Raw genomic sequence first — 12,821 nt, forward strand, 5'->3', positions numbered from 1 at the left:
TCAGGGAGGGGAGCGCGTCGGAGTCGAGGCGGTGCGTTGCGGACACCACGGCAATCGAGTTCGTCGATCGGCCCGACAGGCCGACATCGCTTCAAGCTCTTAGCCTCGCGCCCGCTTCTTGTTCTCCCGCGAAGGCGGGAGCCCAGTCTGGGTCCCCGCCTTCGCGGGGAAACACTCTATCTGTATCCCAGTAGCGCCGATTGTCTCACCGGCTTCGGCAGAGCCTCACCCCAACGCCACGACGATCTCGTCAAGCGAGGCATTGCGGATGCCGCGGCGGTCGAATTCGTCGAGCATCGTCGTCCACCAGTCGTGGAAGCGCTTCAGATCCGCGGCGTCGCGTACGTAAGGGGTGTGGCCCGGTGCCAAGGACGGCGAGTGGAACGACAGGTTGAGCAGCCTCACCCCCTCGCCAGCCGCTACCGCGACGGCCTCAAGGGCATCGGCGATCGGCATGTCCTCTGGCGTCAGTGCGATCCGGGATAAAAGGCGGGCGCGGGCGAACAGGCCCCTACCCTTTGGAATGCGTCCGAGCGCTCGGTACAGCCGCGGGCCAGCGCGACGCGCGTGGGGCCCGTGAACACGGTAGTCAGCGGCAACTCTACGATGCCCCCCCGACCGATAGACGCCGGCTTCCGCCATCGAGAAGTCCGGACCGCCGTCGGCGCTATAATCGTAGCCGGGGCGGACCGAACTATCGATCCGATAGCCGGGCCCGGCAAGCAGCGCGAAACTGTTGGGGCCGATGCCGTAGCGCCCGGCGCGATAGACGCGTAGCGCACTACCGAACGCTGCCGTGATTGCCCTCGTCAAAGTTTCTAGCTTGGCGGCTTCCGATATGCGCGGCAGGTTGCCGGCATAGCTCGATCCCGGCGGCGCGCCGTCCGCGAACGGTGGATTGACCCAGGCGTGGAGCTGCGTGCCGATCTCGGACCGCCCGTCCTCCAGGACATGCGCAAGGATCTCGACCGACGCCGGGTCGGTAGTGATCGGATAGTCGACCATGCAGGTCAGCGCGACGCCGCGGTCGGCGAACCGGCGATGCGCCTCTGGAAAGGCCGCCATCGCTATGGTCGCGCGGTTGCGGCGATCGAGCGGGGCGGTCCAGTCGAATTCCTCTTCGACGTCGACGAAGACGGTGAAGCGGGTGCCGAAATCTTCCGGCCATACCACGCGCTGCGCGTCGGTCGGGCGCGGAGGGCGATACGTCACCGCTGTTCGTCGGCGATCGGCTCCAAATCCACCTTATTCGCTGCCGGAAGTTGAAGGGTCAGGCGGTCCAGCCCGATCGTGAGCACCCCACCCAGTTCGACCGCGAGGTTCTGGGCGAGACGGAGCGCGAACCCCGTGCCCAGCAGAGGCGCGCCGTCGCCCTCCTGCTCGGCGTCGATGCTCAGCAGGACATCGGTCGCATAGGCCGCAAGCGCGGCGGGGCGGTCGAACTCGATCGTCACGGTGTCGGCAACGGGGCGGACGACGATGCCGAGATGTTCGCCGTTCCGGCCGGCCGAGACCAAGGCGGCGAGCAGGCGGCCGACCAATCGTTCGACAGCGCGGTCGTCGCCGAGGATCTCGCAATCGCCCGCCGGCATCGCGACGTTGAGGCTGGTGCCACGCAGCGAGGCCAGCGGCGCCAGATCGCGCGTGACGCGGTCGAGCAGCGGGCGAACCGTGACCGTCGTCGGGCGAAGGTCTAGCGCCCGACCTTCGATTCGCGCGGCGGTATCGAGATCGTCGATCGCGGAGAGCAGGTCGCCGGCCTGCGTGCGGATCGCGGCGGCACGCTCGCGGTAGGTCGGCGACACGGGGCCGAGCAACTGCGTTTCGATCAGCTCGGCGAACCCCGCGATCGCGTTGGTCGGCGTGCGCAATTCGTGGACGAGCTGGCGGAGCGAATCGGAGACCGGCGAGGATTCGGGTTTGGCGGGCGCCGCAGTCTCGTCGGGGCGCGGGCGGCGTCCCGTTCCACGGAAACCGATGAAGCGGCCCGACGCGTGTTCGAACGCGGGCACGCCCGACAGCCGCCACGATCCGAACGCATCGGACAGTCCGCCCACTTCGAGTCGCGCATCGCTGAACCGCGAGCGGCGACGGAACGCCCCCGCCGCGACGCCGTCGAGCTGCGCCTCGCCCTGCTGCGCCGCATAGGCGAGCGACACGCCGACCAGTGCCGAACGCGCGACGCCGTCGACCATGCGGATGATACCCTGCGCATCGGTTTCGAAGCGGAAGCCCTCGACTTCGGCAATCGCGGGCGTCGGCGTAGCGGCCTCCACCGTCCGGTCGCGATTGAACGCCTCGATCCGCGCGACGAGGTCGGAGATTTCGAACCGGTCAGCCGGGGCCGGTCCAGCCGGCTCGGTCACGGTCGGCTCGGTCTCGGCGAGCTCGGCGTGGCGGAATGCCTCGGCGACGAACGGCAGCCCGCGCGCAACTGCGCCGAGCGTCAGGAACGGGGTTTCGCTGAGCGGCGCGGCGTAGAGGGACAGCTCGGGAAGCTCTTCGACCGGTTCATCGCGGGCTGGCGCCCGTTCGATCGGCGCCGGCTCGGGGGCGTTCGGCTGAGCGACGACCGGTTCGGGGGCGATCGGCTCGACCGGTTCGGTCTCGGCGACCTCCATCTCGACCGGTGTTTCGGGTTTCGGCAAAACGAAGTCCGTCCTACCGAAGCTCAGCAGCCCGCGCTGGACCTCCGCCGGAAGGTCACGACGGTGACGCAGGACGGAACGGCTCTGCGGCGTCAGTCGCGGCAGGAGGGCAAGCCATTCGTCGGGCTCGAGCGTCGCTGTTCGCAACACCGGTGCGGCGATCGCCAGCGCGTCTTCCGCGAAGAACCCGACGAGGCGCGCATCCGGCTTCGCAAACGCCAGCGCGCGCGCACTCGCGGCACGGACCTCGACCGGCACCGCCAGACGCAACAGGCGCAACCGCGCGATGGCAGGTTCGTCGACCGCCGCCCGACCGCGCCCCATCAGGTCGACCAACTGCCGCCATGCCGATTGCGCACCGAAATCGGTGGCCATGTCGGCGGCAAGGATCGTCTTCAGGCTATCGTCGAACCGCACATCGTTCCCCGGCTTCAGCGGGCTTAGCACGCACTCCGTACCGATTCCTTAACGCGCCCGATAATCCGAAGGAACAACCCATTTTGGCGTGCAAACGCCTTCGTCGCATTGTGGGACAATTGCGTTTCGCCGCAACAATCTTATCGCTATGAGGAATGAATCGCGTGGTTTGCGATGCCTATCGGGAGTTGCGTGAAATGAGTTTTGACCGGATCGATCGCCAGATCCTGTCGCTGTTGCAGGCCGACGGTCGGATGACCAATGTCGACCTGGCCGACCAGGTGGGGCTCACCGCCCCGCCTTGCCTTCGCCGTGTCCGCGCGCTCGAGGAAGCGGGGGCCATTCGCGGCTACCACGCCGATCTCGACGCCAGCCGCCTGGGCTTCCCGATCACCGTGTTCGCGATGGTGTCGCTACGCAGCCAGGCCGAGCACGACCTCGCCGCGTTCGAGCATCACATCGCCGACATTCCCGAAATCCGCGAATGCCACATGCTCAACGGCGAGATCGACTTCATCCTGAAGATCGTCGCGGCGGATTTGAAGAGCTTCCAGGAGATACTGACGACCCACCTGACGCCCGCGCCGAACGTTGCGAGCGTGAAGACTTCGCTGACGATCCGGACGGCGAAGGCGCTGTCGGGGATCCCGGTGGTGGTGGATTAAAGCGCTTCGATCCTTGCCCGCCAGGGGGAGGATCGAGGGTTGGCTAACCTTCGCCCCTCCCTGGAAGGGAGGGGTTGGGGGTGGGTCGGGTTCCGCTGGATCGAACCTTCGTGGCACGAGCCGGCCTACCCACCCCCTGCCCCTCCCTTTCAGGGAAAGGAGTTCGGACGCCGCACTTAGCGGTCGTAGCTACAAACGAAAACGGGGCGGCATTTCTGCCGCCCCGTTTCTCGGTTCGGACGGCCTAGCTTATACAGCCGGTGCGCCGAGCCAGGTCGTCCACAGACCGGCAACGTCGGCTTTTGGCGACGCCTTGACCGCGGAGAACGCCGTCGCGGCGCCGGCCTTGTCACCCGACCGGGCGAGCGCGATGCCCATGTGCAGGTTCACGTCGTCGGCATCGACACCGCCCTTGGTGAGCGCCAGGCGATACAGCTCGATCGACTTCGCATAGTTGTTCTGGCCGAGATACGCATCGGCCGTACCGGCGGCGAGCTTGCCGTTGGGAGCGGCCGCAGCGCGCTTTTCGAGACCCGACAACGGACCATCGTTGGCGATGTTCTTGGTCGCATCCGCCAGCAGGCCCTTGGCCATCGTGTTCGACGCCGGGATCTTGCCCTGTGCCAGGCCTTCCTTGATCACCGCCTGCGCTTCGCTCGGCAGGCCGCGACGGTTCACGCTGTCGGCATATTGCAGATAGTCGGTCTGGTCGGCGAGCGCGTTGGTCGCACGCATCAGGCGGAACACGTCGACCTTTTGCGCTTCGTCGAGCGGGATCAGCGCGTTGGCCTGGATGCCCGACAGGATTAGCACGTCGCGCCAGTTCTTCGCGGTCGGATACGCGGTGATCCACTTCTTCAGCCACGCCATCGTATCGGCATTGCGCTTTGCCGCGTACGACTTTGCGACGGCATAGCGATAATACTCTTCCGGCGCCTTCTGGCCCGATGCGGTCATCTGCGCGATGCTGGCATCCAGGTCGGCGGTCGCACCGGCGACGTCGCCGCTGTCCATCTTCGCCTTGATGATCTGCAGCGGCAGGTTCGGATCGTTGTAACCGAGCTCCTTCGCCTTGGCGAAATACTGAAGTGCGATCGGATACTGCTTGCCGTTGAACGCGAGCGCGCCGCGGCGATAGGCGTAGCGGCCGCGATCGGCGGCCGGCGTCGCCGGGTTGGCGATCAGCGCGTCGAGCGGCTTTGCGAGCGTCGTCTCGTTCATTGGTGCGTTCGGGTTGGCGGTCTGCGCGGCAACCAGCTTTTCGTTCTCGAGCTGATAGCGGAGCGCGGCGCCGATATACTTCTCGTAATCGGTCTTCGCGGCGGCATCGATCTGATCGATCGCGGTCTGTGCGCCGGCGTAATCCTTGGCGGTCAGCGCGGTCTGCGCGGCGATGCCGGGCTTCTGGACTTCGGGGCTCAGCTTCATTGCCGGCGCCGCATCGGTCTTCTTGTCCTTGGCGAACGCAGGCGCCGACAGCGCAAGGCCGCTCGTGCCGGTGGCGAACGCCGCAATCAGTGCAAGCTTGGAAATGGTCTTCATGCGGAAACTCTCCCTCTGCGTCGGCCCGCTTACGTAAGTGGCGCGCGACGTCGCTATATGATCCGCCATGCATACGTTCAAGCGAGCGGCTTGGATCCCGCGGATGTGAGATTGCGCGTGAACGTCGATTGAACGCGCCCCCGGCCGTCGCTAGATCGCGGCGATGATCGCTGTCCTATCGCCCGCCAAGACGCTCGATTACGAGAGCGCGCTGCCCAAGCTCGAGCCGACCGTGCCGCGGTTTGCCGACGAGGCGAAGACGCTGGCGCATGCCGCCGCGCACCTGACGCAGAAGAAGCTGTCGGAGCTGATGCATATCTCGCCGGCGCTGGCGAAGCTGAACGCGGACCGGTTCCGCGATTTCGATACGCTGCCCGAGCGGCCGGCGATGTTCGCGTTCGCGGGCGACGTCTATACCGGGCTGGAAGCGAAGACGCTCGACGAGGCGGCGGTGGATTATGCGCAGGATCATGTGCGGATGCTGTCGGGGCTGTACGGGTTGCTCCGCCCGCTCGATCTGATGCGCCCCTACCGGCTGGAGATGGGCACGCGCTGGGCACCGCGGAAGACGAAGCTGACCGACTGGTGGGGCGATCGGATCGCCAAGCTGCTCGCGGACGATGTCGAGGTGGAGGGATCGGGGACGATCCTGAACCTCGCCAGCCAGGAATATTGGGCGGCGGCGGACGGCAAACTGCCCAAGTCGATCCGCGTCGTCGCGATCGATTTCCGCGAGGGCGAGGCGCAGAAGTTCGTCAGCTTCCACGCGAAGAAGGCCCGCGGGATGGTCGCGCGGTGGTTGGTCGAGCACCGGGTCGACGATATCGAGGGCATCAAGGGCTTCGACAGCGACGGCTATGCCTATGACGCGGCGGGCAGCAGCGACGCGCAGTTCCGGTTCGTGCGCAAGTGAGCAGCGCGGTCGTCATCGGCGCCTCGGGCGGCATCGGCAAGGCGATGGAAGAGGCGCTGATCGAGGAAGGCGCGTTCGACACGGTCTACGGGTTCGCGCGATCGGAAAGCGGGGACCGGCATCTCGATCTGGAAAACGAGGCCAGCATTGCGGCGGCAGCCGGGCGCGTCGGATCGCCGACGTTGGTGATCGTCGCGACGGGATTGCTGCACGACGGCGACAAGGGTCCCGAGAAGGCGATGCGCGAGCTCGATCCGGTGTGGATGGCGCGCAACTTCGCGATCAACGCGATCGGGCCGGCGCTGGTGGCGAAGCATTTCCTGCCGGTGACACCGAAGGCGGGACGGATCGTGTTTGCGGTGCTCTCGGCGCGCGTTGGCAGCATCGGCGATAACAAGCTGGGGGGCTGGTACGGGTATCGGGCGTCGAAAGCGGCGTTGAACCAGTTGGTGAAGACGATTTCGATCGAGGACAAACGGCGCAATTCTAGCGGAATCGTCGTGGGGCTGCATCCGGGGACCGTGGACACCGGGCTGTCGAAGCCGTTCCAGGGGAATGTGACGGCGGGCAACCTGTTCAAGGCCGACCGCGCGGCGGTGCAGTTGCTCGACGTGATCGACGGTCTGCGGGCGCCGGATAGCGGGAAGCTGTTCGCGTGGGATGGGGTTGAGGTCACGCCCTGAGTTCTGCTCCCCTCCCTGGAAGGGAGGGGTTGGGGGTGGGTCGGCCGGTTATAGATCGCCACAGCTAGCCAATGCGGAAGCCGACCCACCCCCTGCCCCTCCCTTCCAGGGAGGGGTAAGAAGTGAGGGCCTTCTTTCTTGGAAGGCGGGGGCTTGGGTAAGAAGTGAGGCGTCCATGACGCCGATTTCACCCATCCGCCATCGGGCGGTCAGGTCCCCCGGCGCATGCTCTGCTCATCTTCCACTAAGGCCGAAGCAGAGAGGATATCCCCATGACCAAGTCCCTCCCCCTCGCGATCCTCGCCGGTAGCGCGCTGCTTTCCGGCGGCGCAGCGATTGCCGCCACTCAGACCCAGACCAGCGTCCAGCCCAAGACCGTTGCGACGCACACCACCACGACGAAGACGACCACGCCGACCGGCAACACCAGGGTCGCCAAGCACACTACGACCGTCAGGAAAGGCCGCATGGTCACCGCCAAGCTCGCGAACGGCAAGACCGTCACCTATGATTGCTCGCTTGCCGGCAACAAGACCAAGACCGCCTGCAAATAACCCGCAAATTAACGATGAAACCCTTCTCTCTCGCGTGCGTACGCGTGCGCGGGGGTAGTAAGGTGCCCCCCCCTCGGCTAAGGTGTGTCACAACACCGCAACAAGCCGAAAGCGTTCAGATTTGACCGACGAGACTATCCTCGCCGAACCCCAGGGCGGCGAGCCCGCCGGCATCGCCACGATCTCGATCGTCGACGAGATGAAGTCGAGCTATCTCGACTATGCAATGAGCGTCATCGTCGCGCGCGCGCTGCCCGACGTCCGCGACGGCCTGAAGCCCGTCCATCGCCGCATCCTGTACGGCGCGCACGAAAGCGGCTTCGTCGCCGGCAAGCCGTACCGCAAGTCCGCGCGCATCGTCGGTGACGTGATGGGTAAATACCATCCGCACGGCGACAGCTCGATCTACGACGCGTTGGCGCGCATGACGCAGGACTGGTCGATGCGCGTGCCGCTGATCGACGGCCAAGGTAACTTCGGCTCGATGGATCCCGATCCGCCCGCGGCGATGCGCTACACCGAGGCGCGTCTCGGCAAGGTCGCGAACGCGCTGCTCGGCGATCTCGACAAGGATACGGTCGACTTCACGCCCAACTATGACGGTTCGGAGCGCGAGCCTTCGGTGCTGCCGGCGCGCTTCCCGAACCTGCTGGTCAACGGCGCGGGCGGCATCGCCGTCGGCATGGCGACCAACATCCCGCCGCACAATCTCGGCGAAGTGATCGACGCGTGCCTCGCGTACATGGACAATGGCGCGATCACGACGGAAGAACTGTTCGAGATCGTCCCCGGCCCCGACTTCCCGACCGGTGCGATCATCCTCGGCCGCGCGGGCGCCAAGTCTGCGTACGAAACCGGCCGCGGGTCGATCATCGTCCGCTCGCGCCATATCGTCGAGGAGGGTAAGGGCGACCGTCGCTCGATAGTCCTCACCGAGATCCCGTTCCAGACCGGCAAGAACGGCCTGGTCGAGAAGATCGCCGAAGCCGCCAAGGACAAGCGCATCGAAGGCGTCAGCGACATCCGCGACGAATCGAGCCGCATGGGCGTGCGCATCGTCATCGACCTGAAGCGCGACGCGACCGTCGACGTGGTGCTCAACCAGCTTTGGCGACACACGCCGGCGCAGTCGAGCTTCCCCGCCAACATGCTCGCGATCCGCGGCGGCCGTCCCGAGCTGCTCAACCTGCGCGATATCATCGGCGCGTTTATCACGTTCCGCGAGCAGGTCATTACGCGGCGGTCCAAGTTCGAACTGGCGAAGGCACGCGAGCGCGCGCATCTGTTGCTCGGCCTCGTCATCGCGGTCACCAACCTCGACGAAGTCGTCAAGATCATCCGCGGCTCGTCGAGCCCGGCCGAAGCGCGTGGCAAATTGCTCGCACGCGAATGGCCGGTCGAGGAGATCGCGCCGTACATCGCGCTGGTCGAGGCGGTCGAGGACAAGCAGCAGGAGGGCATCTACAAGCTGTCCGAGCCGCAGGTCCGCGCGATCCTCGACCTCCGCCTGCACCGCCTGACCTTGTTGGGCCGCGACGAGATCGGCGACGAGCTGAAGGCGCTGGCCGCGACGATCGGCGAGCTGCTCCACATCCTCGGCGACCGTGCGAAGCTGTACGAAGTGATGCGCGGCGAGCTGATCGCGATCCGCGACGAATTCGCCACGCCGCGCCGCTCCGAGATCGCCGCCGCCGCCAACGGCATCGACGACGAGGATTTGATCGAGCGCGAGGACATGGTCGTCACCGTGACCATGCAGGGCTATATCAAGCGCACCAGCCTCGACACGTTCCGCGCCCAGGCCCGCGGCGGCAAAGGTCGCGCGGGCATGTCGACGAAGGACGAGGATGTCGTCACCGAGCTGTTCGTCACCTCGACGCACACCCCGGTGCTGTTCTTCTCGAACCTCGGCAAGGTCTATCGCTACAAGGTCTGGCGCCTGCCCGAGGGTGGGCCAGCGACGCGTGGCCGGCCGATGATCAACCTGCTGCCGCTGGCACCCGGCGAGACGATCTCGACCGTGCTTCCGCTGCCGGAGGATCTGAGCGAGTGGAGCCGTCTTCACGTGATGTTCGCGACGCAGCGCGGGCTCGTCCGCCGCAACGCGATGGATGCGTTCACCAACGTGCCGTCGAACGGCAAGATCGCGATGCGGTTCGAGCCCGGTGAAAATGGGGAGGCTTCGGAGGACAAGCTGATCGGCGTCGCGTTGCTCAGCGAGCATGACGACGTGCTGCTCGCGACCAAGTGCGGCAAGGCCATCCGTTTCGCTGGTGACGACGTCCGCGAGTTCCAGAGCCGGACGTCGACGGGCGTGCGCGGCATCACGCTGAAGAACGACGACGAGGTCATCTCGCTGTCGGTCCTGCACCGCGTCGGCGCGACGCCCGAGGAGCGCGAGACGTACCTCAAGTTCGCACCGTGGAAGGGCGAGCGCGAGGGCGATCACGGGATGGGCGACGAGCGCTACAACGATCTCAAGGACCGCGAGCAGTTCATCCTGACGGTCTGCGAGAACGGCTATGGCAAGCTGTCGAGCGCCTATGATTACCGCCGCACGGGTCGCGGTGGCCAGGGCATCACCAACATCGACAACATCGGCCGTAACGGCCCGGTGGTGGCGAGCTTCGCTGCAGCCAAGGGCCATCAGCTGATGCTGGTGACCAACCAGGCGAAACTGATCCGCACGACGCTGGCGTCGCTCCGCGTCATCAGCCGCAATTCGGCCGGCGTGAAGCTGTTCGACGTGGCGAAGGGCGAGCATGTCGTATCCGCCGCGCGGATCGAGGAAACCGAGGAAGACGCCGAGATCAACCTGGCGGATGCCGTGCCAGAGGTCGCACCCGACACTGGCGCGACGATCGGCGAGGATACCGCCGCGGGTCCGGAGGACGGCGAGTGAGCCGCGATCCGATTGCCTATAAGGTGCTGACGGGGGAGCAACTGGCGACGCTCGAAAGCGGGAGCTTCGCGGGTGCGCCGGTGGATCTGGCCGACGGCTATATCCACCTGTCGACCGCGGAGCAGTTGACGGAGACGGTGGACAAGCATTTCGCCGGCCAGTCGGACCTGCATGTTGCGGCGATCGATCTCGAAGCGCTCGGCGACGAGGTGAAGTGGGAAGAGTCGCGCGGCGGGCAGCTGTTCCCGCACGTCTACGGTGGGCCGTTGTTGCTGGAAGTCGTGTTGTCCTACGGCCCGCTGGAGCGCGACGACGCGGGCAAGGTGAAGCTCCCCGTCGCGGGGTAACCTAGACCAAAGCTTGTTCTCCCGCGAAGGCGGGAGCCCAGACTGGGCTCCCGCCTTCGCAGGAGAACAAAGAGGCGCGAGGGTTCGTAGATTTCCGACCTCTTAACACCACCCCGGCGAAGGCCGGGGCCCAATTGGGGAACGTCGCTAACGGAGCGCCGTCCCCAATTACATCGACCTTTCCAATTGGGCCCCGGCCTTTGCCGGGGTGGATGTGTTCGGGTATGCTCTTGCAATCACCCCTCACCCAGCCGCGAACGCAGCCCTTACAAACCGCGCACAAGCCTCAGGCGCAGTAATCGGGATCATATGCCCGCCCTCGATCGTGTCGATCTTAGCGCCCGGAATAACCGCCGCCGTCCGGTGCCCATTCCACGCCGGATCGAGAATCGCATCCTGCCGCCCGAACAAAATCCGCACCGGCAAGCCGATCTCCGCATACCGCCCGACCATCGCTCTAACATTGTCGTTAGCCCCGGCCAGATCCGCCGCCGCCGCCGCGATCGCGATCGGCCGCGCCGACAGTGCGCCGCCGCCCCGCGTCACGAAATCCTCCGGCACGGCCTCTGGCGCGAACACGCCCTCAAGCGTCTTCTTCGCGGTCAACCGGCTTAGCGGCGTGCCGAGCACCTGCGCGAACGCCAGACGCGCACCCGACGGGATCCTAGCCAGCCCACGGAAGCTCTCGGGCACCTGCTCCAGCGGCTGCGTCAACGGCGCGATCAGTGCGAGCGCGCGGACAAGGTGCGGATGATCGAGCCCGACCGCGAGACTAAGCGCACCGCCCAGCGAATGCCCGACCAGCAACGGGCGATCGAGCCCGAGCTTCTGGATGAAGTCGGCGATGATCGCGCCCTGCCCGATGATGCCCGGCATCGCCCCCGTCGCAGTCGAATAGCCCGATCCCGGCCGATCGACGACGATCACGCGGTAGTCGTTCTTCAACAGATCGACGAGCGCATAGCTGAAGTTGCGCAACTGTCCGCCGAGGCCGTGGACCATGACGATCGTCGGACCGGATCCGACGTCGATATAGTGCAGCCGAGCGCCCGCGACGTCGAGGAAGCGCCCCTCGGCCGGCACCAGCTCCTCGGCCTTTCGCGCGACACGGCTCGAATAGAACGACAGCCCGATCCCGGATACCGCCGCCAACAGCGCCCCGCCGATCAATCCCTTGCCCGTCCGCCTCATCGCCATCTCCTTCAAGTACATAGTGCGCTGAACGCGCCGCCGTGTCCAAAGTCGCAGTCGCGGTCGCCGACGCGCAGGCGGATGAACGCGACCGACCGATCGCGAGACCGCATCGCCCGCTGGCTCGACGCCCGATGATAGGAAGAATGGTGCACCCAGAGCGATTCGAACGCCCGACCCTCAGATTCGTAGTCTGATGCTCTATCCAGCTGAGCTATGGGTGCATCGCCGCACCGTGTCCGGTTCGACAAGCCCGCCGTGAAGCGGAAAATCCTGGTGCACCCAGAGCGATTCGAACGCCCGACCCTCAGATTCGTAGTCTGATGCTCTATCCAGCTGAGCTATGGGTGCACTGGAGGGGCGCTGATAGCAGGCATTTTCGGGGGCGCAAGGGTTTGCCGCGAGAAAGTTGTGTCGGAGGGCGTGGACGCATAGAGCGGCCGACATGAAACTCGCCTCGTCGCTTTGCTCGCTGTCGCTTCTCGCCCTGCTCTCGGTGGCGGCGTGCAGCAAGGATACCACCGCCTATCCGTCGCTTGGACTGCGCCCGGTGGAGAAGCTCGGGTTCGCGGAGCCCGAGGTGAAGACGACGGTCGCGACGCCCGATCCGGCGCTCGATGCGGAGATCCAGACGATCTCGGGCAAGCTCGATGCCATCAGCACCGGGTTCACGCGCGATGCGGCCAAGGCGGAGGCGCTGGCTCGGACCGCACGCGGGGCCGCAGTCGGCAGCGACGCTTGGCTGGCCGCGCAGACCGCGCTGGCCGGGCTCGACGACTGGCGCGCGCAATCGTCGGCGCTGGTGACCGACATCGAGCAACGCGCCACCGACCGCGCCGCCAAGCTGCAACCCGAATATCCGGCGCTGACCGTAATCCGCGACAAGGCGCAGGCCGAGCACGATCGCCAGGGCGCCACGATCGCACGCATCCAGGCGAGCCTGCCGGCCGCCTGATCGA

11 protein-coding genes and 2 tRNA genes are annotated in these 12,821 nt (G+C 66.1%); 7 read left to right on the forward strand and 6 right to left on the reverse strand.

Annotation, left to right across the window (positions count from 1 at the left end):
• Window positions 1-225 precede the first annotated feature (225 nt).
• Both U1708_RS15660 and U1708_RS15665 read right to left on the reverse strand, forming a co-directional pair.
• A complete protein-coding gene (locus U1708_RS15660; RefSeq protein WP_332746743.1) occupies window positions 226-1,212 on the reverse strand; it encodes a polysaccharide deacetylase family protein in 987 nt (328 codons plus the stop codon).
• On the reverse strand, window positions 1,209-3,065 hold the full coding sequence (locus tag U1708_RS15665) for a histidine kinase dimerization/phospho-acceptor domain-containing protein (protein ID WP_332746744.1): 1,857 nt from the start codon (window positions 3,063-3,065) through the stop codon (window positions 1,209-1,211). The genes U1708_RS15660 and U1708_RS15665 overlap by 4 nt, the downstream gene beginning before the upstream one ends.
• A gap of 197 nt (window positions 3,066-3,262) precedes the next feature.
• Here U1708_RS15665 and U1708_RS15670 point away from each other — a divergent pair, with 197 nt between their 5' ends.
• Entirely contained in the window at window positions 3,263-3,730 is a 468-nt protein-coding gene (locus tag U1708_RS15670; RefSeq protein ID WP_055880606.1) for an Lrp/AsnC family transcriptional regulator, read from the forward strand.
• 249 nt (window positions 3,731-3,979) lie between these two features.
• On the opposite strand, the gene U1708_RS15675 is transcribed toward U1708_RS15670, so the two are convergent.
• Entirely contained in the window at window positions 3,980-5,272 is a 1,293-nt protein-coding gene (locus tag U1708_RS15675) for a hypothetical protein (protein ID WP_332746746.1), read from the reverse strand.
• A gap of 163 nt (window positions 5,273-5,435) precedes the next feature.
• Between U1708_RS15675 and yaaA the strand changes: the two genes are divergently transcribed.
• The 5 genes from yaaA to U1708_RS15700 all read left to right on the forward strand — a co-directional run bounded on the left by yaaA (window position 5,436) and on the right by U1708_RS15700 (window position 10,671).
• Window positions 5,436-6,185: a peroxide stress protein YaaA gene (gene yaaA / locus U1708_RS15680; RefSeq protein ID WP_332746747.1), complete on the forward strand. Its 750-nt coding sequence runs from the start codon at window positions 5,436-5,438 to the stop codon at window positions 6,183-6,185.
• Entirely contained in the window at window positions 6,182-6,868 is a 687-nt protein-coding gene (locus U1708_RS15685) for an SDR family NAD(P)-dependent oxidoreductase (protein WP_332746748.1), read from the forward strand. Before yaaA ends, U1708_RS15685 begins: the two co-directional genes overlap by 4 nt.
• 272 nt (window positions 6,869-7,140) lie before the next feature.
• Window positions 7,141-7,422: a hypothetical protein gene (locus U1708_RS15690; protein WP_332746750.1), complete on the forward strand. Its 282-nt coding sequence runs from the start codon at window positions 7,141-7,143 to the stop codon at window positions 7,420-7,422.
• Between the two features lie 121 nt (window positions 7,423-7,543).
• Complete coding sequence (gene gyrA / locus U1708_RS15695; RefSeq protein ID WP_332746751.1) at window positions 7,544-10,324, forward strand: DNA gyrase subunit A; 2,781 nt, start codon at window positions 7,544-7,546, stop codon at window positions 10,322-10,324.
• The gene (locus U1708_RS15700) at window positions 10,321-10,671 is read left to right on the forward strand and encodes a DUF952 domain-containing protein (protein WP_332746752.1); all 351 of its coding nucleotides are present in this window, start codon (window positions 10,321-10,323) and stop codon (window positions 10,669-10,671) included. The genes gyrA and U1708_RS15700 overlap by 4 nt, the downstream gene beginning before the upstream one ends.
• A 243-nt stretch (window positions 10,672-10,914) precedes the next feature.
• On the opposite strand, the gene U1708_RS15705 is transcribed toward U1708_RS15700, so the two are convergent.
• The 3 genes from U1708_RS15705 to U1708_RS15715 form a co-directional block, all read right to left on the reverse strand.
• Window positions 10,915-11,862, reverse strand: coding sequence for an alpha/beta fold hydrolase (locus U1708_RS15705; protein WP_332746754.1), 948 nt, complete (start codon window positions 11,860-11,862; stop codon window positions 10,915-10,917).
• Window positions 11,863-12,009: 147 nt separating this feature from the next.
• Window positions 12,010-12,086, reverse strand: a tRNA-Arg gene (locus U1708_RS15710).
• A gap of 50 nt (window positions 12,087-12,136) precedes the next feature.
• Window positions 12,137-12,213: transfer RNA gene (locus tag U1708_RS15715), tRNA-Arg, on the reverse strand.
• Window positions 12,214-12,307: 94 nt separating this feature from the next.
• Between U1708_RS15715 and U1708_RS15720 the strand changes: the two genes are divergently transcribed.
• Window positions 12,308-12,817, forward strand: a complete 510-nt coding sequence (locus U1708_RS15720; protein ID WP_332746755.1) for a hypothetical protein — start codon at window positions 12,308-12,310, stop codon at window positions 12,815-12,817.
• Window positions 12,818-12,821: the final 4 nt, after the last annotated feature.

Source organism: Sphingomonas arabinosi (genome assembly GCF_036663715.1).
In the GTDB taxonomy this organism is placed as follows: domain Bacteria; phylum Pseudomonadota; class Alphaproteobacteria; order Sphingomonadales; family Sphingomonadaceae; genus Sphingomonas.

Bases quoted from the DNA above. Each gene is read 5' to 3' on its own strand.
- U1708_RS15690 (WP_332746750.1), top strand. From the start codon at position 7,141: ATGACCAAGTCCCTCCCCCTCGCGATCCTCGCCGGTAGCGCGCTGCTT.
- U1708_RS15670 (WP_055880606.1), top strand. From the start codon at position 3,263: ATGAGTTTTGACCGGATCGATCGCCAGATCCTGTCGCTGTTGCAGGCC.
- U1708_RS15720 (WP_332746755.1), top strand. From the start codon at position 12,308: ATGAAACTCGCCTCGTCGCTTTGCTCGCTGTCGCTTCTCGCCCTGCTC.
- U1708_RS15675 (WP_332746746.1), bottom strand. From the start codon at position 5,272: ATGAAGACCATTTCCAAGCTTGCACTGATTGCGGCGTTCGCCACCGGC.
- U1708_RS15705 (WP_332746754.1), bottom strand. From the start codon at position 11,862: ATGAGGCGGACGGGCAAGGGATTGATCGGCGGGGCGCTGTTGGCGGCG.
- yaaA (WP_332746747.1), top strand. From the start codon at position 5,436: ATGATCGCTGTCCTATCGCCCGCCAAGACGCTCGATTACGAGAGCGCG.